Source organism: Cellulomonas chengniuliangii (assembly GCF_024508335.1).
GTDB lineage: Bacteria > Actinomycetota > Actinomycetes > Actinomycetales > Cellulomonadaceae > Cellulomonas_A > Cellulomonas_A chengniuliangii.
Genome location: NZ_CP101988.1, coordinates 1010738 through 1032999 on the forward strand (window position 1 = coordinate 1010738; position 22262 = coordinate 1032999).

General features: G+C 72.2%; 22 protein-coding genes. All 22 read left to right on the forward strand.

Features of this window, described 5'->3' with window-relative positions; all coding sequences use genetic code 11:
* Positions 1-188 precede the first annotated feature (188 nt).
* The 22 genes from argS to nucS all read left to right on the forward strand — a co-directional run bounded on the left by argS (position 189) and on the right by nucS (position 22260).
* Positions 189-1868, forward strand: a complete 1680-nt coding sequence (gene argS / locus NP064_RS04765) for an arginine--tRNA ligase (RefSeq protein WP_227570799.1) — start codon at positions 189-191, stop codon at positions 1866-1868.
* Positions 1865-3244: a diaminopimelate decarboxylase gene (lysA, locus tag NP064_RS04770; protein ID WP_227570798.1), complete on the forward strand. Its 1380-nt coding sequence runs from the start codon at positions 1865-1867 to the stop codon at positions 3242-3244. The genes argS and lysA overlap by 4 nt, the downstream gene beginning before the upstream one ends.
* Positions 3245-3443: 199 nt before the next feature.
* Positions 3444-4763, forward strand: coding sequence for a homoserine dehydrogenase (locus NP064_RS04775; RefSeq protein ID WP_227570865.1), 1320 nt, complete (start codon positions 3444-3446; stop codon positions 4761-4763).
* Positions 4763-5854 (forward strand): threonine synthase, encoded by a 1092-nt coding sequence (gene thrC / locus NP064_RS04780; RefSeq protein ID WP_227570797.1) that lies wholly within the window; start codon positions 4763-4765, stop codon positions 5852-5854. The genes NP064_RS04775 and thrC overlap by 1 nt, the downstream gene beginning before the upstream one ends.
* An 8-nt stretch (positions 5855-5862) precedes the next feature.
* The gene (gene thrB / locus NP064_RS04785) at positions 5863-6804 is read left to right on the forward strand and encodes a homoserine kinase (RefSeq protein WP_227570796.1); all 942 of its coding nucleotides are present in this window, start codon (positions 5863-5865) and stop codon (positions 6802-6804) included.
* Positions 6805-7089: 285 nt separating this feature from the next.
* The gene (gene rho, locus NP064_RS04790; RefSeq protein ID WP_227570795.1) at positions 7090-9159 is read left to right on the forward strand and encodes a transcription termination factor Rho; all 2070 of its coding nucleotides are present in this window, start codon (positions 7090-7092) and stop codon (positions 9157-9159) included.
* A gap of 167 nt (positions 9160-9326) precedes the next feature.
* Complete coding sequence (gene rpmE / locus NP064_RS04795; RefSeq protein WP_227570794.1) at positions 9327-9539, forward strand: 50S ribosomal protein L31; 213 nt, start codon at positions 9327-9329, stop codon at positions 9537-9539.
* A gap of 109 nt (positions 9540-9648) precedes the next feature.
* Positions 9649-10734 carry a peptide chain release factor 1 gene (prfA, locus tag NP064_RS04800; protein ID WP_227570793.1) on the forward strand — a complete coding sequence of 362 codons (1086 nt, stop codon included), beginning with the start codon at positions 9649-9651 and terminating at the stop codon, positions 10732-10734.
* Between the two features lie 2 nt (positions 10735-10736).
* Positions 10737-11675 carry a peptide chain release factor N(5)-glutamine methyltransferase gene (gene prmC, locus NP064_RS04805; protein ID WP_227570792.1) on the forward strand — a complete coding sequence of 313 codons (939 nt, stop codon included), beginning with the start codon at positions 10737-10739 and terminating at the stop codon, positions 11673-11675.
* Positions 11672-12412, forward strand: a complete 741-nt coding sequence (locus NP064_RS04810) for an L-threonylcarbamoyladenylate synthase (RefSeq protein WP_227570791.1) — start codon at positions 11672-11674, stop codon at positions 12410-12412. Before prmC ends, NP064_RS04810 begins: the two co-directional genes overlap by 4 nt.
* Positions 12409-13527, forward strand: a complete 1119-nt coding sequence (locus tag NP064_RS04815) for a glycosyltransferase family 4 protein (RefSeq protein ID WP_227570790.1) — start codon at positions 12409-12411, stop codon at positions 13525-13527. The genes NP064_RS04810 and NP064_RS04815 overlap by 4 nt, the downstream gene beginning before the upstream one ends.
* A complete protein-coding gene (locus NP064_RS04820) occupies positions 13524-14021 on the forward strand; it encodes a Cg1360 family ATP-synthase-associated protein (protein ID WP_227570789.1) in 498 nt (165 codons plus the stop codon). The genes NP064_RS04815 and NP064_RS04820 overlap by 4 nt, the downstream gene beginning before the upstream one ends.
* Before the next feature lie 49 nt (positions 14022-14070).
* Positions 14071-14928 carry a F0F1 ATP synthase subunit A gene (atpB, locus tag NP064_RS04825; protein ID WP_372456424.1) on the forward strand — a complete coding sequence of 286 codons (858 nt, stop codon included), beginning with the start codon at positions 14071-14073 and terminating at the stop codon, positions 14926-14928.
* A 94-nt stretch (positions 14929-15022) separates the two neighbouring features.
* Positions 15023-15259, forward strand: coding sequence for an ATP synthase F0 subunit C (gene atpE, locus NP064_RS04830; RefSeq protein WP_372456417.1), 237 nt, complete (start codon positions 15023-15025; stop codon positions 15257-15259).
* On the forward strand, positions 15259-15846 hold the full coding sequence (locus tag NP064_RS04835; protein WP_227570787.1) for a F0F1 ATP synthase subunit B: 588 nt from the start codon (positions 15259-15261) through the stop codon (positions 15844-15846). Before atpE ends, NP064_RS04835 begins: the two co-directional genes overlap by 1 nt.
* Positions 15846-16661 (forward strand): F0F1 ATP synthase subunit delta, encoded by an 816-nt coding sequence (locus NP064_RS04840; RefSeq protein WP_227570786.1) that lies wholly within the window; start codon positions 15846-15848, stop codon positions 16659-16661. Before NP064_RS04835 ends, NP064_RS04840 begins: the two co-directional genes overlap by 1 nt.
* 78 nt (positions 16662-16739) lie before the next feature.
* Positions 16740-18368: a F0F1 ATP synthase subunit alpha gene (atpA, locus tag NP064_RS04845; protein ID WP_227570785.1), complete on the forward strand. Its 1629-nt coding sequence runs from the start codon at positions 16740-16742 to the stop codon at positions 18366-18368.
* Positions 18369-18370: 2 nt separating this feature from the next.
* On the forward strand, positions 18371-19264 hold the full coding sequence (locus tag NP064_RS04850) for a F0F1 ATP synthase subunit gamma (protein WP_227570784.1): 894 nt from the start codon (positions 18371-18373) through the stop codon (positions 19262-19264).
* Between the two features lie 61 nt (positions 19265-19325).
* Entirely contained in the window at positions 19326-20807 is a 1482-nt protein-coding gene (atpD, locus tag NP064_RS04855) for a F0F1 ATP synthase subunit beta (protein WP_227570783.1), read from the forward strand.
* A 43-nt stretch (positions 20808-20850) separates the two neighbouring features.
* A complete protein-coding gene (locus NP064_RS04860) occupies positions 20851-21141 on the forward strand; it encodes a F0F1 ATP synthase subunit epsilon (protein ID WP_227570782.1) in 291 nt (96 codons plus the stop codon).
* Between the two features lie 12 nt (positions 21142-21153).
* Positions 21154-21564 (forward strand): DUF2550 domain-containing protein, encoded by a 411-nt coding sequence (locus NP064_RS04865; protein WP_227570781.1) that lies wholly within the window; start codon positions 21154-21156, stop codon positions 21562-21564.
* Positions 21565-22260, forward strand: a complete 696-nt coding sequence (gene nucS / locus NP064_RS04870) for an endonuclease NucS (RefSeq protein WP_227570780.1) — start codon at positions 21565-21567, stop codon at positions 22258-22260. It abuts the gene before it with no gap.
* The last annotated feature ends 2 nt before the right edge of the window (positions 22261-22262 follow it).

Genomic DNA, 22262 nt, shown 5'->3' on the forward strand with positions numbered 1-22262 from the left:
GCACGTGGTCGGAGCAGTCAACACCGCCGACGGCGTCGGCCGCCAGACCAACGTCCCATGTCTGCGCTCCGGCGGCACGCGGCTGGACCGCGACGCCCCTCCCGATCCACCACGCATCGGGCATGCCGGGCGCCACGCGCGCTGGATATCCGTGCGGGGCACCAGGCGGCGCTCGCTACCCTGGTGCGGTGACTCCCGCTGAGCTTTCTGCTGCCCTCCGTGACGCCCTCGTGGCAGCGGTGTCCGACGGCGCCTTCGCCCTCGACCCCGCCGACATCCCTACCACCGTCCACGTGGAGCGACCCCGGCAGCGCGAGCACGGCGACTGGGCGACGAACATCGCGATGCAGCTCGGCAAGAAGGCCGGCACGAACCCGCGCGCGTTCGCGGAGGAGCTCGCCTCGCGCCTGAAGGCGGCCCCGGGCATCGCGAAGGTCGACGTCGCCGGTCCCGGCTTCCTCAACATCACCCTCGACGCGGCCGCGGCGGGCGAGCTCGCACGCGGCATCGTCGACGCGGGCCCGGCCTACGGCCGCTCCGAGGCGCTCACGGGCGAGAAGATCAACCTGGAGTTCGTCTCGGCGAACCCGACCGGCCCCATCCACATCGGCGGGGTGCGGTGGGCCGCCGTGGGCGACAGCCTGGCCCGAGTGCTCCAGGCCGCGGGCGCCGACGTGACCCGCGAGTACTACTTCAACGACCACGGCTCGCAGATCGACCGCTTCGCGCAGTCGCTGCTGGCGCGCGCGATGGGCCAGGAGGCGCCGGAGGACGGGTACGGCGGGCAGTACATCAGCGACATCGCCGACGCCGTCATCGCGCAGGCGATCGCGGCGGGGGAGCCCGACCCGCGCACGCTGCCCGCTGCCGAGGCGCAGGAGGTCTTCCGCAGCCGCGGCGTCGAGCTCATGTTCGGCGAGATCAAGGGCAAGCTGCACGACTTCCGCGTCGACTTCGACGTGTACTTCCACGAGGACTCGCTGCACGAGTCCGGCGCCGTGGACCGCGCTGTCGAGCGGCTGCGCGGGCTGGGCCACATGTTCGAGGCCGACGGCGCGCTGTGGCTGCGGACCACCGACTTCGGTGACGACAAGGACCGCGTCATCATCAAGTCCGACGGCCAGGGCGCGTACATCTCGGGCGACCTCGCCTACTACCTGGACAAGCGCGAGCGCGGCTTCGACCGGGCGATCATCATGCTGGGCGCGGACCACCACGGGTACATCGGGCGCATGATGGCCATGTGCGCGGCCTTCGGGGACACCCCGTGGGTCAACCTGGAGATCCTCATCGGCCAGATGGTCAACCTGGTGCGCAACGGCGAGCCGGTCCGCATGTCCAAGCGCGCGGGCACGATCGTCACCATCGACGACCTGGTGGACGCGGTGGGCGTCGACGCCGCCCGCTACTCGCTGGCCCGCTCGGCCGCCAACTCGAGCCTGGACATCGACCTGGACCTGCTGGTCACCGCGTCGAACGACAACCCGGTCCACTACGTGCAGTACGCCCACGCCCGCACGGTGAGTGTTGGCCGCAATGCCGCCGACTCCGGCGTGAGGCGGGAGGACTGCTTCGACGCCGCGCTGCTCGACCACCGCGCTGACACCGAGCTGCTGGGCTTGCTTGCCGAGTTCCCGCGCGTCGTGGTCCAGGCAGCCGAGCTGCGCGAGCCGCACCGGGTCGCGCGCTACCTCGAGGAGCTCGCCGGCAGCTACCACAAGTGGTACGACCAGCGCCGGGTCACGCCGTTCGGCGACGAGGAAGTCACAGACCTGAACCGCACGCTCCTGTGGCTCAACGACGCGACGCGCCAGGTGCTCGCCAATGGCCTCGACCTGCTCGGAGTGACCGCGCCGGAGCGTAAGTGAGCGCGCCCGGGCACGCGCTCGGGCAGCCGTGGTCGAGCGGCGCCACGCGCACGCCCGACGGCGCGCTCAGCGTGGCCGGGATCGACCTGCGCGCGCTCGCGGCTGAGCACGGCACGCCCGCCTACGTGCTCGACGAGGCGGACTTCCGCTCGCGGGCCCGCGCCTACCGTGAGGCCTTCGAGCACGCGTTCGCCGGGATCGGCACGGGTGTCGACGTGTACTACGCCGGCAAGGCGTTCCTCTCGGTGGCCGTCGCCCGCTGGGCGCACGAGGAGGGGCTGCGGGTCGACACCGCCACCGGCGGCGAGCTCGCGGTGGCCCTGCGCGCCGGGCTCTCCGGCGCGGACATCGGCCTGCACGGGAACAACAAGTCCGACGCGGAGATCGACCGCGCCCTGGCGGCCGGGGTCGGGCGGATCATCGTCGACTCCCTCGGCGAGGTGGAGCGCGTCGCCGCGGCGGTGCGCGCCCGTGGCGGCGAGCCCGCGCCGGTGATGGTGCGCGTGACGACGGGCGTGCACGCGGGCGGCCACGAGTACATCTCCACCGCGCACGAGGACCAGAAGTTCGGCCTGTCGATGGCCGAGCCTGACGACGGCTCCCTGAGCCCGGCGCTGACGGCGCTGCGCGCGGTGGTGGACCGCCCCGAGCTGCGCCTGCTCGGCATCCACTCGCACATCGGCTCGCAGATCCTCGACCCGTCGGGGTTCGAGGTCGCGGCGCACAAGGTGATGGGCCTGCGGGCGGCGCTGCTGTCGCAGACCGGCGTCCTGGTCCCCGAGGTGGACCTGGGCGGTGGCTTCGGCATCGCCTACCTGCCCGAGGACGTGCCGCTGGACCCCGCGCGGGTCGCGGACGACCTGGCCTCGGCGGTGGCCAGGGCCTGCGCGGCCCTCGGCACGCCCCTGCCGCGGATCTCGATCGAGCCGGGCCGGGCCATCGTCGGGCCCACCACCCTCACGCTGTACACGGTCGGCACCGTCAAGGACGTCACGGTGGACGGCGAGCAGCCGTTCACCCGCCGCTACGTGTCGGTGGACGGCGGCATGAGCGACAACCTGCGCCCCGCGCTGTACGGCGCGGCGTACCACGCCGACCTGGCCTCGCGGACGGGCGACGCGGCGCCGGTGCTCGCCCGCGTGGTCGGCAAGCACTGCGAGAGCGGTGACATCGTGGTCCACGAGGTCCGCCTGCCGGGCGACGTCCGGCCTGGGGACCTGCTGGCCGTGCCCGCCACGGGCGCCTACGGCCGGTCGATGGCCTCGAACTACAACCACGTGCCGCGCCCGCCCGTGGTCGCGGTGCGGGACGGCTCCTCGCGCGTCATCGTCCGCAGGGAGACCGAGGACGACCTGCTCGCGCTCGACCAGGGCTGACGCGCCGATCCAACGCCCGCCCAGCACCCGGACCCGCGTCCGGGCGCTGGTGGCGGCGCACTACCCTGAGGGCGCCGAGCGACGACCTCGCTCGCGTCCCACTCCCGGTCGCGCACCGGGCCCTTGAAGGAGGCGGCAACCCGTGGCAGTGCCCCAGCAGCCCCGACCCGACGACGCCGCGCCGGCCCAGGCCGCCGCGCTGACCGAGACCGCACCCACCGAGACGCGGCGCACGCTGCGCGTCGCGGTGCTCGGCTGCGGGGTCGTGGGCACCGAGGTCGTCCGGCTCCTCACCACGCAGTCCGCCGACCTCGCCGCCCGGGTGGGCGCCCGGCTCGAGCTGGTCGGCGTCGCGGTGCGGGACACGTCCGTGGACCGGGACCCCGTGGTGGACCGCGCGCTGCTCACCGACGACGCCGAGGGCCTCGTCGAACGGGCCGACGTGGTGGTCGAGGTGATGGGCGGCATCGAGCCCGCCCGCACGCTGCTGCTGCGCGCCATCGAGCACGGCGCCGCCGTCGTGACCGCCAACAAGGCGCTCCTCGCGGAAGACGGTCCCACCCTCTACGCCGCGGCCGACGCGGCAGGCGTCGACCTCTACTTCGAGGCGGCCGTCGCCGGCGCCATCCCCATCGTCCGCCCCGTCCGCGAGTCGCTCGTGGGCGACCGGGTGCAGCGCGTGCTGGGGATCGTCAACGGGACCACGAACTACGTGCTCGACAAGATGTCCACCGAGGGCCTGGACCTGGACGCCGCCGTCAAGGAGGCCCAGGCGCTCGGCTACGCGGAGGCCGACCCCACCGCGGACGTCGAGGGCTATGACGCGGCCGCGAAGGCGGCGATCCTCGCGTCGCTGGCCTTCCACACCCGGGTGTCGATCGACGACGTCGACCGGGAGGGCATCACCGCCATCACCGCTGATGACGTCGTCTGGGCCCAGCGCACGGGCTACGCGATCAAGCTGCTGGCCATCGCCGAGCGCAGCGGCGACGGCGTCCAGGTGCGCGTGCACCCGGCCCTCGTGCCGCTGGACCACCCGCTCGCCGGTGTGCGAGGCGCCTACAACGCCGTGTTCGTCGAGGCCGAGGCCGCCGGCGAGCTCATGTTCTACGGCCGCGGCGCCGGCGGCGCGCCCACCGCGTCGGCGGTGCTCGGCGACGTGGTGTCGGTGGCACGGCACCGTGTGCTCGGCGGCAAGGGTCCTGTCGAGTCGTCGTACGCGGCGCTCGCCGTGCTGCCCGCCTCGGCTGCCCGCACCCGGTACCAGGTCCGCGTCGACGTGGACGACCGCCCCGGCGTGCTCGCCACCGTCGCCGCCGTGTTCGCGAGCCACGACGTCTCGATCGAGGCCATGCGCCAGGCGCCTGCCCCGCTCGGCCCGGACGGCGTCGGGTTCGCCCGTCTGATCCTCACGACGCACCAGGCGTCGGAGGAGTCGCTCGCCGCCACCGTGGCGGCGGTCGCCGACCTCGACGCGGTGCGTCGGGTCATCTCTGTGCTGAGAGTCGAGGGAGCCTGATGGCGCACCAGTGGCGGGGGATCATCGCCGAGTACGCAGACCGCCTGCCCGCCCACGTGCAGGAGAGGGTCGTGACCCTGGGGGAGGGCGGCACGCCGCTCGTGGCCGCGCCGGCCCTCTCGGAGCGCACGGGCGCCGAGGTCTTCGTCAAGGTCGAGGGCATGAACCCGACCGGCTCCTTCAAGGACCGCGGCATGACCACGGCGATGTCCTCGGCGGCGGGGCGCGGCGCGAAGGCCGTGGTCTGCGCGTCGACGGGCAACACGTCCGCCTCGGCGGCCGCCTACGCCACCGCCGCCGGGATGCTGTGCGTCGTGCTCGTGCCGGACGGCAAGATCGCGATGGGCAAGCTCAGCCAGGCCATCGCGCACGGCGCCAAGCTGCTGCAGGTCGACGGCAACTTCGACGACTGCCTCGTCGCGGCCCGCAAGCTGGCCGAGGTCTACTCGGTCGAACTCGTGAACTCCGTCAACCCGGACCGCATCGAGGGCCAGAAGACCGGCGCCTTCGAGATCGTCGACGCGCTGGGCGACGCCCCGGACATCCACGCGCTGCCTGTGGGGAACGCCGGCAATATCACCGCGTACTGGAAGGGCTTCCGCGAGTACGCGGGCCTGGACGCCGGCAGTGACCTCCCGGCCGTCGCGACCCGCACCCCCGCGATGTGGGGCTTCCAGGCCGCGGGCTCGGCGCCCATCGTCGCCGGCCACCCCATCACGCACCCGGAGACCATCGCGACGGCCATCCGCATCGGCAACCCGGCCTCGTGGCAGCAGGCCGAGCAGGCGCGGGACCAGTCCGGCGGGGTCATCGAGGCCGTCACCGACGAGCAGATCCTCGCCGCGCACCGGATCCTGTCGAGCGAGGTCGGCGTCTTCGTCGAGCCCGCCTCGGCGGCGGGGGTGGCGGGCATCCTCATGCGCGCCGAGCGGGGCCAGGTCCCGGCGGGCGCGCGCATCGTGGTGACGGTGACCGGCCACGGCCTCAAGGACCCCCAGTGGGCCCTGCGCAACGCCGACGGCTCGGACGTGACCCCGCAGCGTGTGACCGCGGACGTCGTCGCGATCGCTGACGCGCTCGAGCTCGGCTGAGCAGCGCGATGGCACTCGGCCACGACCAGGCCCGGGTCCGCGTCCCGGCCACCAGCGCGAACCTGGGCCCGGGTTTCGACGCGCTCGGCCTCGCGCTCGCCCTGCACGACGACCTCGAGGTGCGCGTGCTGCCCTCCGGGGTGAGCGTGCAGGTCACGGGTGAGGGCGCGGGCGAGGTGCCCGACGGCGAGCAGCACCTGGTGCTGCGCGCCCTGCGCCTGGCGCTGGACCACGTGGGAGCCCCGCAGCCCGGGTTGGCGCTGACCTGCGTGAACCGCATCCCGCACGGTCGGGGCCTGGGCTCCTCCGCGGCCGCCGCCGTGGGCGGGCTGCTGCTCGCCCGGGGGTTGCTGGCCGATCCGGCGGCGCTCGACGACGACACCGTGCTCGCCCTGGCCACCCGCCTCGAGGGGCATCCGGACAACGCCGCGCCCGCTCTGCTGGGCGGCGCCACCATCGCCTGGGTCGAGCAGGCCGACGGCACGGCGCCGAGGCCCCGCGCAGTCCGGTTCCCGGTGCACCAGGAGGTGGTCCCGGTGGTGCTGGTCCCGCAGGAGCGGCTCTCGACCCAGCACGCGCGCAGCGTCCTGCCCGCGGTCGTGACGCACAGGGACGCCGCGTTCCAGGCCGGACGGGCGGCCTTGCTCGTCGAGGCGCTGGGCCGCCGACCCGACCTGCTGCTGCCCGCCACCGAGGACCGACTGCACCAGGAGCACCGGCGGGAGGTCATGTCGGACTCGCTCGCGCTGGTCGACGAGCTCCGCGCGCAGGGCGTGGCGGCCGTCGTCTCCGGCGCGGGGCCGACCGTGCTGGCACTGACCCGGCGGGCCGGCGAGGGCATGGATGCCGACGAGGCGCTCGCCCGTGCCCTCTCGACCCGTGCGAGGGCGTGGCGGCTGCTCCGTCCCGGGGTGGACGACGAGGGCGGCCAGGTCCGGTCGGGCGCCTGACCAGGCCTCGATTCAGCCCTTCGGGTGAACGGACGGGGTTCACGTCCGGACGAGGGCGCGGTGCTAGGATGAACGGGTTCCCCGGCCTCGTGCCTACCCGCGATGGCGATGCCCCGCGTGTACAGCCGCACAGTTCTGATGAGAACTGACGAGCCGGGAACGATCCAGCCCACGTGTGCAGACGTCGTCGTACGCACGTGCTGCTTCACCACACCGATCCGACCGCAATGGCCGGGCGTAGGCCGCGCCAGGGGCGCCGCCACCGACGAGGGGGAAGGGTCCTTCGTGACTGACACCATCCAGGCCGCCGGGAGCAAGAGCTCCGACGCGCCGAGCACCACCGGAGCGATCTCCGCGCTGCGTCTTCCGCAGCTCCAGGCCCTCGCCGCCGAGCTCGGGGTGACGGGCACGTCGAAGATGCGCAAGAGCGACCTCGTGGAGGCCATCAAGGCCAAGCGGGGAGGCTCCGCGCCCACGTCCGCCCGTCGTGCCGAGACCGCCGCGGAGGCGCCGGTCATCCCGGACGTCCGCGTGGACGTCGAGCCGAAGCGCGCGCCCCGCTCCACCGACGACGCCCCCGTGCGCCGCCCCGACATCGCCGCCGAGCTGCAGGCCGTCGAGCGGACGCTCGACCAGCGCCACGCCGCGAGCGAGACCCGCGACGACCGCGCCGCCCGTGCGGCCGACGCGGTCGGCTCCGTCACCGGGGAGCGTCGCTCCCGTCGCTCCGGCCGTGGAGCCGGCGCGCCCCGCGGTGACGCCGCCGAGCAGGCCGTCGACGCCGCCCTCCGGCACGAGCCCGCCGAGCAGGCGGACGACTCCCCGCGCGGCGAGCGCTCCGAGCAGTCCGGGCACCGCGACGGCGGCCAGCGCCAGCAGCGTGACGGGCAGCAGCGGGACGCCCAGCGTGACGGCCAGCAGCGTGACGGTCAGCAGCGCGACGGCCAGCAGCGCGACGGCCAGCAGCGTGACGGCGGCCAGCAGCGTGACGGCGGCCAGCAGCGTGAGGGCGCGGGCCAGAACGCGCAGCGCGACCACGCCGGGCACGAGGACGACGAGCGCGGCGGTCGCCGCCGCCGCTCGCGTGACCGCTACCGCGACCGCGACCGCACCAAGGGCCGCTCGCGCGGCGGGCGCGTCGCCGGCGGAGACGTCGCCGGCTACGAAGAGGTCGAGGTCAGCGCCGACGACGTGCTGCTGCCCGTCGCGGGCATCCTCGACATCCTCGACAGCTACGCGTTCGTGCGCACCAGCGGCTACCTGCCGGGCGCGAACGACGTGTACGTCTCGCTGGGCCAGGTCAAGAAGGCCGGGCTGCGCCGCGGTGACGCGATCACCGGCGCCGTCCGCCAGCCGCGCGATGGCGACCCGCAGCCGCAGGGCAACAGCGCCCGATCGAAGTTCAACGCGCTGGTCCGGTTGGACTCCATCAATGGCATGTCTCCCGAGGAGGCGCGCCAGCGCCCCGAGTTCTCGAAGCTCACACCGCTGTACCCGCAGGAGCGCCTGCGCCTCGAGCACGACCCGAGCCAGGTCACCCCGCGCGTCATCGACATCGTCGCGCCGATCGGCAAGGGCCAGCGTGGACTGATCGTGTCGCCGCCGAAGGCTGGCAAGACGATCATCATGCAGCAGATCGCCAACGCCATCACGACCAACAACCCTGAGGTCCACCTCATGGTGGTGCTCGTGGACGAGCGGCCTGAAGAGGTCACCGACATGGAGCGGACGGTCAAGGGCGAGGTCATCGCCTCGACGTTCGACCGCCCCGCCTCGGACCACACGATCGTCGCCGAGCTCGCGATCGAGCGCGCCAAGCGCCTGGTCGAGCTGGGCCAGGACGTCGTCGTGCTGCTCGACTCGCTGACCCGGCTGTCGCGGGCCTACAACCTCGCGGCCCCCGCCTCGGGCCGGATCCTCTCGGGTGGTGTCGACGCCTCGGCGCTGTACCCGCCCAAGCGGTTCTTCGGCGCCGCGCGCAACATCGAGCACGGCGGGTCGCTCACGATCCTCGCCTCGGCGCTCGTGGAGACCGGGTCCAAGATGGACGAGGTCATCTTCGAGGAGTTCAAGGGCACCGGGAACATGGAGCTCCGGCTCACCCGCTCGCTCGCGGACAAGCGCATCTTCCCGGCGGTCGACGTCAACGCCTCGGGCACGCGCCGCGAGGAGATCCTCATGTCGCCCGACGAGCTCAAGATCGTCTGGAAGCTCCGTCGCGTCATGGGCGCCCTCGACCAGCAGCAGGCCATCGAGCTGCTGCTCGGCAAGCTGCGCGACACCAAGTCGAACGTCGAGTTCCTGCTGCAGGTGCAGAAGACCACGCCCGGCACGGGCGGCCCGACCGACACGTGAGCCGACGAGCGTGCCTCGTCCTGCGGGGCGGGGCACGCTCCCGGCCAGGTCAGCCGGAAGATTTCGAGGCCTGGCGCAGTTCTGGCAGAATGACCCCTCGGTCTGCGGTTCACGGAGGCGCGCCTGCGCTTGCCGACCCGGAGGCATCCCAGTCAAGGAGAATCCCTGTGAAGTCTGACATCCACCCCGCGTACGTGGTCACCCAGGTGACCTGCACGTGCGGCAACACGTTCACGACGCGCTCGACGGAGACGTCGGGCGAGATCCGCGCGGACGTGTGCAGCGCCTGCCACCCGTTCTACACGGGCAAGCAGAAGATCCTCGACACCGGCGGCCGCGTGGCCCGCTTCGAGGCCCGGTACGGCAAGAAGGCCAACTAGTCCTCCTGCGCCGGTGGGACGGTTCTCGTCACGACGAGTCCCGGCCCACCGGCGTTGTCGTGCCCGCCGACCGGTGGGCAGAAGCTGGACGGACTAGAGGAGACCGGCGATGACGGAGCACTTCGGGGCCGCTGAGGCCCTGCTCGAGGAGCACGCCGAGATCGAGCGGCAGATGGCCGACCCGGACGTGCACGCCGACGCGGGGCGCGCGCGCACCCTCGGCCGCAGGTATGCCGAGCTCGGCCAGGTCGTGGCCGCCTACCGCGCGTGGCGCGCCGCCGCCGACGACCTCGCGGACGCCACCGAGCTCGCGCAGGACGACGAGGCCTTCGCCGCCGAGCTGCCCGAGCTGCAGGCCGCGGCCGACACCGCCGCCGAGCGCCTGCGCCGCGTGCTCATCCCGCGCGACCCCGACGACGCCCGGGACGTGATCCTGGAGATCAAGGCGGGGGAGGGCGGCGAGGAGTCCGCGCTGTTCGCCGGTGACCTGCTGCGCATGTACCTGCGCTACGCGGAGCGGCGCGGCTGGCGCACCGAGATCCTCGAGAGCACCGACTCCGAGCTGGGCGGCTACAAGGACGTGCAGGTCGCGGTGAAGGCCCGGGGCGTGACCGACCCCGCCCAGGGCGTGTGGGCCAGCCTCAAGTACGAGGGCGGCGTCCACCGGGTGCAGCGCGTGCCTGTCACCGAGTCGCAGGGGCGGATCCACACCTCGGCCGCCGGCGTGCTGGTGCTGCCCGAGGCGGAGGACGCCGGCGAGGTCCAGATCGACCAGAACGACCTGCGAATCGACGTGTTCCGCTCGTCCGGGCCTGGCGGCCAGTCGGTCAACACGACCGACTCCGCAGTGCGGATCACGCACGTGCCCACCGGCATCGTCGTCTCGATGCAGAACGAGAAGTCCCAGCTGCAGAACCGCGAGCAGGCGATGCGGGTGCTGCGCGCCCGGCTGCTCGCCGCGCAGCAGGAGGAGGCCGCCGCCGCTGCCAGCGAGGCGCGCCGCTCGCAGGTGCGCACGGTGGACCGCTCGGAGCGGATCCGCACGTACAACTACCCCGAGAACCGCATCGCCGACCACCGCACCGGCTACAAGGCCTACAACCTCGACGCGGTGCTCGACGGCGACCTCGAGCCGGTGGTCCGCTCGGCCATCGAGGCCGACGAGGCCGCGCGGCTCGAGGCCGCGGGGAACTGACCATGGGCGACGACGCCGCCAGGCTCCCGGAGGCGCTCCGCGCCGCTGAGCGCGCGTTGGCCGCGGCGGGGGTGCCCAGTCCCCGGGTCGACGCCGAGCTGCTCGCGGCGCACCTGCTCGGGATCGAGGCGGGCCGCGCGATGAGCCGCGGCGAGGTGCAGGCGGCCGCGATCCTGGGTCGGCCGGCGCCGGCCGGCCTCGACGAGCTGGTCGCCCGCCGGGCCGCGCGGGAGCCCTTGCAGCACCTGGTGGGCTCGGCCGCGTTCCGAGGGCTCGTGCTGTCGGTGGGGCCGGGGGTGTTCGTGCCCCGCCCGGAGACCGAGCAGGTCGCCGAGCACGCCGTCCGCGAGGCGCAAGCGCTGCTCGCGGGTGGCGCCCGGGCCCGGGTGGTCGACCTGTGCACCGGCTCGGCGGCGATCGCCCTGGCCGTGGCTCACGAGGCGCCCGGCGCCGAGGTGCACGCCGTCGAGCTCGACGCCGCCGCGCACGCTTGGGCGGCCCGCAACGTGGCCGCCGTCGCGCCCGGCGTGCGGCTGCTGCGCGGCGACGCCCGCACCGCACTGCGCGAGCTGGACGGCACGGTCGACGTGGTCGTCTCGAACCCCCCGTACGTGCCGCCGGGCGCGGTGCCGGTGGACCCCGAGGTCGCGGAGCACGACCCGGCCGTGGCGCTGTACGGGCTCGGCGCCGACGGCCTGGAGGTGCCGCGCGGGATCGCCGCCGCGGCCGCGCGGCTGCTGCGGCCGGGCGGGCTGTTCGTCATGGAGCACGCCGAGGTGCAGGACGCCGCCGCGCGAGCCCTGGTCGTCGCGACCGGGGCGTTCGCGGAGGTGCGCACCGAAACCGACCTCACCGGCCGCGCGCGCATGGTGCTGGCCCGCCGCCAGCCGGACGGCGGCGGTGTGGACGGCCCCCTCGGCGTGGGAGACTCGCAGCCGTGAGTCTGATTCGCATCAAGGACGCCACCGACCCCCAGACGTGGGGACCTGCCATCGACGAGGCGGTCCACGCCATCGCGCGCGGCGAGCTGATCGTGCTGCCCACCGACACCGTCTACGGCGTGGGCGCCGACGCGTTCACCCCCGAGGCGGTCCAGGCGCTGCTCGACGCCAAGGGGCGCGGGCGGCAGATGCCGCCGCCCGTGCTCATCCCCGACGTGCGCACCCTCGACGGCCTGGCCACCGACGTCCCCGACGGCGCGCGGGACCTCGCCGAGGCCTTCTGGCCCGGCGGGCTCACGCTCATCCTGCGGGCGCAACCGTCGCTGGCCTGGGACCTGGGGGAGACCCACGGCACTGTCGCCCTGCGCATGCCCGACCACCCCGTCGCCCTCGCCGTGCTGCGCCGCACCGGGCCGCTAGCCGTCTCGAGCGCCAACCTCACCGGGAAGCCGGCCACGGTCACGGCGCAGGAGGCGTACCAGCAGCTCGGCGCGTCGGTGCCCGTCTTCCTCGACGGCGGCCAGGCCCCGGGCCAGGTGGCCTCGACGATCGTGGACGCCACCGGCCCGACGCTGCGCGTCGTGCGGCTGGGCGCGCTGAGCCTGGCCGAGCTCAACGAGGTCGCCGAGGTCGTCGACCCGTCCGCCGAGACGGCCGCGCCCGATGGCGCCGCGACGACCGGCGCCGACACCGCCGGCGAGGCCCCCGACATCGCGGAGGGTGAGCACGAGAGGTGAGGGCCTACCTCCTGGTCCTGATCGTCGCGGCGGCGGTGACGTACCTGATGACGCCGCTGGCCCGCTGGTGCGCGCTGCGCTGGGGGGCCATCACCGCGGTGCGCGACCGCGACGTCCACGCGATCCCCACACCGAGGCTCGGCGGCCTGGCGATGCTCATCGGGCTCGTCGTGGCGTTCACGATGGCGAGCGGGCTGCCCTTCCTGTCCGACGTCTACGCCGACCCGGCGCCCATCCTCGGGATCGTGGGGGGAGCGGCCCTGGTGTGCCTGCTGGGGGTCGCGGACGACATCTGGGACCTCGACTGGCTGACCAAGCTGATGGGCCAGATCCTCGCCGGCGGGCTCGTCGCCTGGAGCGGCGTCCAGCTCTACCAGCTCCCGATCGCCGGGGTGATGGTCTACTCGGGCCGCACCACCTTCCTGCTGTCGGTGCTGACCGTGGTGGTCGCGATGAACGCGGTGAACTTCGTGGACGGGCTCGACGGGCTCGCCGCGGGGGTCATCGCGATCGGCGGCACGGCGTTCTTCCTCTACTCGTACCTCCTGACCGTCAACGCCGGCTCGATGGACTACTCGAGCCTGGCCACGCTGGTCATGGCGGTGCTGGTCGGCATCTGCCTGGGCTTCCTGCCGCACAACGTGTATCCCGCGCGGATCTTCATGGGCGACTCCGGCTCGATGCTGCTGGGGCTGGTCTTCGCCGTCGCGGCGATCCGTATCACCGGCCAGATCGACCCCGGCGTGGTCTCGACCCGGCAGTTCTTCCCCGCGTTCCTGCCCATCCTGCTGCCGGTGGCCGTGCTGCTGCTGCCTCTGCTCGACATGGGGCTGGCCATCATCCGACGGGTCGGCAAGGGCAACTCGCCGTTCCACCCGGACCGCATGCACCTGCACCACCGGCTGCTCGGCCTCGGCCACTCGCACCGCCGCGCGGTGGGCATCATGTACATCTGGACCGCTGTCTTCGCGTTCGGCGCCGCCGCCCTGGTGGTGGTGTCCACGACCACGGCGCTGTGGGCGCTCGGCGTCGGCGTCGTGGTCGCGATCCTGCTGACCCTCGGCCCCCTGCGCGGCAAGCGTGCCGCGCCCATCGTCTCGGAGGACCCCGCGTGACCACCGCACCCCAGCCCCAGCCTGTGGCGCCGAAGAGCGAGCGCTCCGCCGCCGACGACGTCTTCCGCGCCGCCCTGCGCGGCATGCTCCTGCTCCTCGCCCTCGTGGGCGTCCTCGGCGTGGGCGTCGGCGCCCTGGTGGCGGGCACGCCGGGCGTCTGGGGGGCGCTGATCGGCGTCGGACTCGTGCTGGTTTTCTCCGGCACCACGGTGCTGTCGATGCTGCGGACCTCCGGGGCGAGCCCTTCCACCATGGCAGCCGTGGTGATGGGCGCCTGGCTCGGCAAGATCGTCGTGGTGATCATCGTCCTGGCGATCCTGCGCGACATGGACTTCTACAACCGGGGCGTCCTGGCAGTCGTCGTCGCGGTGGGCGTGATCGGCTCGGCGCTACTCGACTACCGGGCCGTGGCACGCGGCCGGGTGCCCTATGTGGAGCCCGTCTCGCAGACCGTCTCACGAGCGGACGATCGTTCAGATAACGGCCAGCCATAGGTTAGGCTCCACACATCCATGACGGCCTGGTGCCGACGGCGTGCCCGCATTGACGCGGTTGGCCGGCACCGTCGAGCACCGGGAGAGCGCCCTGTCCAACGTAGCGACGATTCTCCGCCTCGCCTCGGGTGAGGGCGACGGCGGTTTCCATGCGCCCTCCATCGCTGACTTCTTCCCGGCTCCGATCTTCTTCGAGGGCACGTTCTTCGAGATCAACCGCCTGCAGCTCGTGCGGTTCATCGCGGCAGCGGCGCTCATCATCATCTTCGTGGTCGCGGCACGCCGCGCGAAGCTCGTCCCGGGACGTTTCCAGAACGTCATCGAGTTCGTCCTGAACTTCGCCCGCGTCAACGTCGCCGAGGACATCCTCGGCAAGGAGAAGGCGCCGAAGTACACGGCGCTGCTCACGACGATCTTCTGCGCGATCCTGGCGTTCAACCTCACGGGCGTGATCCCCGGGCTGAACATCGCCGGGACGTCGCTGGTCGGCCTGCCGATCGTGCTGGCGCTCTGGGTGTACGTGATGTACCTCGGGGCCGGCGTCAAGGCCCACGGCCTGGGCGGCTTCCTCAAGACCAGCCTGTTCCCGCCCGGGGTGCCGCCGTTCCTCTACGTGCTGCTGACGCCCGTCGAGTTCCTGACGGTCTTCATCCTGCGGCCCGCGACGCTGGCCATCCGGCTCATGGCCAACATGGTCGCCGGCCACCTGATGCTGGTCCTCTGCTTCTCGGCCACGCAGTACTTCATCTTCGAGGCTGGTCCCGCGATGAAGGCGTTCGGCGCCCTCACCTTCGTGGGAGGGTTTGCCATCACGCTCTTCGAGCTCTTCGTCGCAGCGCTGCAGGCCTACATCTTCGTCATCCTCGCGGCTGTCTACATCAGCCTGTCGATCGAGGACGAGCACTGATCTCTCGCTGACCCGCCGGGGATCCGGGCGATCCCCACTACTGAATGAGCGCTCGGCCGTCCGGCCGAGGGCCCAACGGAAGGAACGAGCTACCGTGATCACGGAAACCACCACCGTCCTCGCCGAGCTGCAGGGCAACATCGCGACCGTCGGCTACGGCCTCGCGGTGCTCGGCCCGGGCATCGGCCTCGGCATCCTCATCGGCAAGACCGTCGAGGGCATCGCGCGTCAGCCCGAGGTCGCCGGCCAGCTGCGCACCACCATGTTCATCGGCATCGGCTTCGTCGAGGTCCTCGGTCTGCTCGGCCTCATCACCGGGTTCCTGTTCTGATGTCTGTCGCGGCACTGTCCGCGGCTGTCCTGACGGCCGCGGAGACGAGTGGGGAGCCCAAGGGCTACGAGCTTCTGCTGCCCGCCCCGTACGACATCCTGTGGTCGACGGTCGTCCTCGTCGTCATCGCGGTGGCGTTCTACAAGTTCGTGCTGCCGAAGTTCAACGCGGTGCTCGACGAGCGCACGGCCCTGATCGAGGGCGGGCTCGCCCAGGCGGAGACCGCCCAGGCCGAGGCTGACGCGGTGCTCGCCGAGTACAAGCAGCAGCTGCAGGACGCCCGCGCCGAGGCGGCGCGCATCCGCGAGGAGGCGCGCGTCGAGGGCGGTCAGATCGTGGCCGAGCTCCGTGCCAAGGGGAACGACGAGGCCGCGCGCCTGGTCGAGACCGCGCACAAGCAGATCGAGGCGGAGCGCCAGCAGGCGGCCGTGTCGCTGCGGGCCGATGTCGGCTCGCTGGCCACGCAGCTCGCGTCGAAGATCGTAGGAGAATCGCTGGAGGACGAGGCGCGCCGGTCGCGCGTCGTCGACCGCTTCCTCGACGACCTCGAGGCCAGCACCACGGCGAACGCCGGTAAGGGGAACTGATGCGCGGGACGAGTCAGGTGTCGCTGCAGGCCGCGGAGGCCCGGTTCGAGCCGGTGCTGCGCGCTGCGGGCGCCCAGGCGTCGACGTTGGGCGAGCAGCTGTTCGCCCTGGTGGACGCGCTGGACTCATCCGGCTCGCTCCGGCGCACCCTGGCCGATCCGTCGGTCGACGGCGACGCCAAGGCACGGCTGGTGGGCCAGCTACTCGCTGGAGCCGACCCGCGCACGATCGAAGCGGTCGACGGACTGGTGCGCTCGCGCTGGTCGGCGGACGCCGACCTGGCCGAGGCGGTCGAGCACCTCGCGTTCCATGCGGTGCTCGCCTCGGCGCAGGCTTCCCCCGGAGGCCTGGAGCAGGTCGAGGAGGAGCTCTTCACGATCGGCAAGGCCCTCGCGGGACAGCGTGAGCTCCGGCGGGCGCTGTTCGACGACAAGATCGGCGCCGCCGGTCGTGGCGCCGTGGTCGACGAGCTGCTCGGGGGCCAGGGAGCCCCGGCCACGGAGATCCTCGCCCGGCGGGCCGCCACGGCGCCCCGCGGTCGGCGGTACGTGGCCACGCTCGACCACCTGTCCGACCTGATCGCCGACCGTCGCAACCGCCAGGTCGCGACGGTCACCACCGCGACAGGGCTCAGCACGGCCCAGCGCGCACGCTTGGTCCAGATCCTGGAGCAGTCGTACGGGCACCCGATGCAGCTCAACGTGATCGAGGACCCGCACGTCATCGGCGGCCTCCGGGTCCAGGTGGGTCCCGAGGTCGTGGACGCGACGGTCCTGTCCCGGCTTGCCGATGCCCGACGACGACTTGCCAGCTGACGCCCGCGTCCACCCGACGCGCCGTCCCGAGAACGTGTTCGACCGCACGCACAGTGCAGTCATGACAGGAGAAGAGCAATGGCTGAGCTGACGATCCGGCCGGAGGACATCCGGTCCGCTCTGGACAGCTTCGTGAAGTCCTACGAGCCGAACGGCGCGGTGACCGAAGAGGTCGGGCGCGTCACGCTGGCAGGCGACGGCATCGCCCAGGTGTCCGGACTTCCCGGCGCGATGGCCAACGAGCTGCTGCGCTTCGAGGACGGCACGCTCGGCCTGGCGCTCAGCCTCGACGTGCGCGAGATCGGCGTCGTCGTGCTCGGCGAGTTCACCGGGATCGAGGAGGGCCAGGAGGTCCGCCGCACCGGTGAGGTCCTGTCGGTGCCCGTCGGCGACGGCTACCTCGGACGCGTGGTCGACCCGCTCGGCCAGCCGATCGACGGCCTCGGCGAGCTCGTGACGGAGGGTCGTCGCGCGCTCGAGCTGCAGGCCCCCGGCGTCATGGACCGCAAGAGCGTGCACGAGCCGCTGCAGACCGGCCTCAAGGCCATCGACGCGATGATCCCGATCGGCCGCGGCCAGCGCCAGCTGATCATCGGCGACCGCCAGACCGGCAAGACGGCCATCGCGGTGGACACGATCATCAACCAGAAGGCCAACTGGGAGACGGGCGACCCGACCAAGCAGGTCCGCTGCATCTACGTCGCCATCGGCCAGAAGGGCTCGACGATCGCCGCCGTGCGCAGCGCTCTCGAGGAGTCCGGCGCGCTCGAGTACACGACCATCGTCGCGGCCCCCGCCTCCGACCCGGCTGGCTTCAAGTACCTCGCCCCCTACACCGGATCGGCGATCGGCCAGCACTGGATGTACGGCGGCAAGCACGTCCTCATCGTGTTCGACGACCTGTCGAAGCAGGCCGAGGCGTACCGCGCCGTGTCGCTGCTGCTGCGGCGCCCGCCGGGCCGCGAGGCCTACCCCGGTGACGTCTTCTACCTGCACTCCCGTCTGCTCGAGCGTTGTGCGAAGCTCTCGGACGAGCTGGGCGGCGGCTCGATGACCGGCCTTCCGGTCATCGAGACGAAGGCCAACGACGTCTCGGCGTACATCCCGACGAACGTCATCTCGATCACCGACGGCCAGATCTTCCTCCAGTCGGACCTGTTCAACGCCGACCAGCGCCCCGCAGTCGACGTCGGCATCTCGGTGTCCCGCGTCGGTGGCGCCGCTCAGGTCAAGGCCATGAAGAAGGTCTCCGGCACGCTGAAGATCGACCTCGCGCAGTTCCGCTCGCTCGAGGCCTTCGCGATGTTCGCCTCCGACCTGGACGCGGCCTCCCGCGGCCAGCTCACGCGTGGCGCGCGCCTCATGGAGCTGCTCAAGCAGGGCCAGTACAGCCCGTACCCGGTCGAGGACCAGGTCGCGTCGATCTGGGCCGGCACCAAGGGCAAGCTGGACGACGTCCCGCTCGAGGACGTGCGGCGCTTCGAGAGCGAGCTGCTCGAGAGCCTGCGCCGCAACACCGAGGTGCTCAGCACGATCGCCGCGACCGGCAAGCTCGACGACGACGTGGAGAAGGAGCTCGCCACGGCGATCGACGACTTCCGCGCCGGCTTCCTCAAGGGTGACGGCACCCCGCTCATCGGCGAGGAGCCGGCCGACGAGGCCGCCCCCGTCGAGCAGGAGCAGATCGTCCGACAGAAGAAGGGCTGAGAGTGGCCGGCAGCCAGCGGGTCTACCGGCAGCGAATCCGGTCGACGCAGTCGCTGAAGAAGATCTTCCGCGCGATGGAGCTCATCGCGGCGTCCCGCATCGGTCGTGCGCGCGAGCGCGTGACCGCGGCGACCCCGTACTCGCGGGCCATCACGCGGGCCGTCTCGGCACTGGCGACGCACTCGAACGTCCAGCACCCGCTGCTCAACGAGCGCACCGACACCAACCGGGTCGCCGTGCTGGTCGTCACCTCGGACCGCGGCATGGCGGGCGCCTACTCGGCGAGCGTCATCCGCGAGACCGAGCGCGTGGTCGAGCGCCTCGAGGCTGCGGGCAAGGAGGTCGCGCTCTACGCGACCGGGCGTCGCGCGGTGTCGTACTACACGTTCCGCGGCCGCCAGCTCGCTGGCTCGTGGGTCGGCAGCTCGGACGCCCCGACGGCCGAGATCGCGGACGAGATCGCCAACGCGCTGCTCGGCGCCTTCGACGCCGAGCACGACGAGGGCGGTGTGGGCGAGCTGCACGTGGTCTACACGCAGTTCGTCAACATGGTCACCCAGCGGCCTCGCGTCATCCGGATGCTTCCCCTCGAGGTCGTCGAGGGGGTCGAGGCGGCCGGCACGAACGACGTGCTGCCGCTCTACGACTTCGAGCCCAGCCCGGAGGAGGTGCTGGACGCGCTCCTGCCCCGCTACGTGCGCAGCCGGATCTACAGCTGCCTGCTGCAGGCCGCGGCATCCGAGCTGGCCTCACGCCAGCGCGCGATGCACACCGCGACCGAGAACGCCGAAGACCTGATCCGCATGTACACGAGGCTGGCCAACCAGGCGCGCCAGGCCGAGATCACCCAGGAGATCAGCGAGATCGTGTCGGGCGCCGACGCACTCGCCTCCTGATCAGACTGCACCACCATTCCCACGCCGGAGCACGCTCCGGTCGAGCGAAGCGAGGCCAGACATGACCGCCACCACCGTCGACGCCACGGCGACCGACTCCGGCGCGCCCGGAGTGGGCAGGGTCGCCCGCGTGATCGGCCCCGTCGTGGACATCGAGTTCCCGTCGGACCAGATCCCCGAGATGTACAACGCCCTCACGGTCGACATCGACCTGTCCTCGCAGGGCGAGAGCGAGGGCATGTTCACGATGACCCTCGAGGTCGCCCAGCACCTGGGTGACTCGCTCGTCCGGGCGATCGCCCTCAAGCCCACCGACGGCCTGGTCCGCGGCGCGCTGGTCACCGACACGGGCGCCCCCATCAGCGTCCCCGTCGGAGAGATCACCAAGGGCCACGTCTTCAACGTGACCGGCGAGGTGCTCAACCTGGCCGAGGGCGAGAAGTTCGAGGTCACCGAGCGCTGGCCCATCCACCGCAAGCCCCCGGCCTTCGACCAGCTCGAGTCGAAGACGCAGATGTTCGAGACCGGCATCAAGGTCATCGACCTGCTCACGCCGTACGTGCTCGGCGGGAAGATCGGCCTCTTCGGCGGCGCGGGCGTCGGCAAGACGGTCCTCATCCAGGAGATGATCCAGCGCGTCGCGCAGGACCACGGCGGCGTGTCCGTGTTCGCCGGCGTCGGCGAGCGCACGCGTGAGGGCAACGACCTCATCGTCGAGATGGAGGAGGCGGGCGTCTTCGACAAGACCGCCCTCGTCTTCGGCCAGATGGACGAGCCGCCGGGCACGCGTCTTCGCGTGGCGCTGTCCGCCCTCACCATGGCGGAGTACTTCCGCGACGTGCAGAACCAGGACGTGCTGCTCTTCATCGACAACATCTTCCGGTTCACGCAGGCCGGCTCCGAGGTCTCCACGCTGCTCGGCCGCATGCCGTCCGCGGTCGGCTACCAGCCGAACCTCGCCGACGAGATGGGCATGCTCCAGGAGCGCATCACCTCGACGCGTGGTCACTCCATCACGTCGCTGCAGGCCATCTACGTGCCCGCCGACGACTACACCGACCCGGCCCCGGCCACGACGTTCGCGCACCTCGACGCGACGACCGAGCTCAGCCGTGACATCGCCTCGCGCGGCCTCTACCCGGCTGTCGACCCGCTGGCCTCGACCAGCCGCATCCTCGACCCCCGCTACGTGGGCCAGGCGCACTACGACACGGCCACCCGCGTGAAGTCGATCCTGCAGCGCAACAAGGAGCTCCAGGACATCATCGCGATCCTCGGTGTGGACGAGCTCTCCGAGGAGGACAAGACGGTCGTCGCGCGTGCGCGCCGGATCGAGCAGTTCCTCTCGCAGAACACGTACATGGCGGAGAAGTTCACGGGCGTCGTCGGCTCGACGGTGCCGGTCTCGGAGACCGTCGAGGCGTTCTCGAAGATCGCGGACGGCGAGTTCGACCACGTCGCCGAGCAGGCCTTCTTCAACATCGGCGGCCTCGAGGACCTCGAGCGCAACTGGGCGCGGATCCAGAAGGAGTACGGCGTCTGACGACGTCCCATTCCCCCGTCCCCCCATCTGTGAAGGAGTGAGCGTGGCAGAGCTCGAGGTCGACATCGTCGCCCCCGACGGCAAGATCTGGTCGGGCACGGCGCAGCAGCTCAGTGCGCCCGCCGCAGACGGCGAGATCGGCATCCGTGTGGGCCACACCCCCCTGCTCTCCGTGCTCCGGCGCGGAGAGCTGCGGGTCGCGCGCGCCGGCGGAGCCCCGCTCCGCTGGATCGTCGAGGGGGGCTTCCTCTCGGTCGACGCCGATCAGGTGACGGTCGTCGTCGACTCCGTCGAGCAGGTCTCGGGCGGCGCCCCCGCCCCGGCCGCGCACTGACGGCAGGCGAGGATGGGGCTGTGGCTCGGCCTGATCCTCGGCGGGCTGCTGCTCGCCGCCGTCGTCCTGGGCGCCGTGTGGACGTCCCGGATGCGGACGCTCTCCGGCCGCGTCGGATCGTTCGAGTGCGGCGCCCGCACGGATGACGGCCCGTCCGCCGGCTGGGTGGCCGGCATCGGGCAGTACGGCGCGGAGAAGCTCTACTGGTGGCGGTCGTGGTCGTTGGCGCTGCGACCGTCCCGGTGCTGGGCACGCAGGGCCTTGGTGATCGTCTCCCGGGAGCCGATGGACGAGCCCGGGCGGGTGCTCGTGACGTGCCGGGCCGGAGGCGAGACGTTCGAGCTGACGATGTCACGCGAGGCCTATGCGGGCCTCACCTCATGGATCGAGGCGGCTCCGGCCGCGGTGGGCAGGGTGATCTGAGTGCGACTGGTCGTCGCACGCTGTGCCGCGAGATACAGCGGCAGGCTGAACGCGCACCTGCCCGAGGCCACACGGCTGATCGTCGTGAAGGCCGACGGCAGCGTGCTGCTGCACTCCGACGGCGGGTCGTACAAGCCGCTGAACTGGATGAGCCCGCCGTGCGTCCTCGCCGAGCGCGAGGTCGACGAGGCCGCGCGCGAACGAGGCGTGACGCAGGTGTGGCACGTGCAGCACGCCAAGAGCGACGACCGGCTCGAGATTGAGCTGTTCGATGTGCTGCACGACTCGGCGCACGACCTCGGTGTGGATCCGGGCCTGGTGAAGGACGGGGTCGAGGCGCACCTGCAGGAGATGCTCGCGGCGCAGATCGAGTTGCTCGGCGCAGGGCTGACGCTCGTCCGACGCGAGTTCCCGACGGCCATCGGGCCGGTGGACATCCTGGCGCGCGACGCGAGCGGCGGCACTGTCGCGGTCGAGATCAAGCGGCGCGGTGACATCGACGGCGTCGAGCAGCTCACGCGCTACCTCGAGCTGCTCAACCGGGACCCGCTGATCGCCCCGGTGCGAGGTGTGTTCGCGGCGCAGGAGATCAAGCCGCAGGCGCGGGTGCTCGCGCAGGACCGCGGCATCGGCTGCCTCGTGCTCGACTACGACGCGATGCGCGGCGTCGACGACGTGGACTCCCGGCTCTTCTAGCC

Excerpts from the sequence above, each read along its gene's own strand:
- atpD (WP_227570783.1), top strand. The coding sequence starts at position 19,326 with ATGACCGCCACCACCGTCGACGCCACGGCGACCGACTCCGGCGCGCCC.
- thrC (WP_227570797.1), top strand. The coding sequence starts at position 4,763 with ATGGCGCACCAGTGGCGGGGGATCATCGCCGAGTACGCAGACCGCCTG.
- prfA (WP_227570793.1), top strand. The coding sequence starts at position 9,649 with ATGACGGAGCACTTCGGGGCCGCTGAGGCCCTGCTCGAGGAGCACGCC.
- prmC (WP_227570792.1), top strand. The coding sequence starts at position 10,737 with ATGGGCGACGACGCCGCCAGGCTCCCGGAGGCGCTCCGCGCCGCTGAG.
- atpA (WP_227570785.1), top strand. The coding sequence starts at position 16,740 with ATGGCTGAGCTGACGATCCGGCCGGAGGACATCCGGTCCGCTCTGGAC.
- NP064_RS04865 (WP_227570781.1), top strand. The coding sequence starts at position 21,154 with ATGGGGCTGTGGCTCGGCCTGATCCTCGGCGGGCTGCTGCTCGCCGCC.
- NP064_RS04840 (WP_227570786.1), top strand. The coding sequence starts at position 15,846 with ATGCGCGGGACGAGTCAGGTGTCGCTGCAGGCCGCGGAGGCCCGGTTC.
- NP064_RS04835 (WP_227570787.1), top strand. The coding sequence starts at position 15,259 with ATGTCTGTCGCGGCACTGTCCGCGGCTGTCCTGACGGCCGCGGAGACG.
- thrB (WP_227570796.1), top strand. The coding sequence starts at position 5,863 with ATGGCACTCGGCCACGACCAGGCCCGGGTCCGCGTCCCGGCCACCAGC.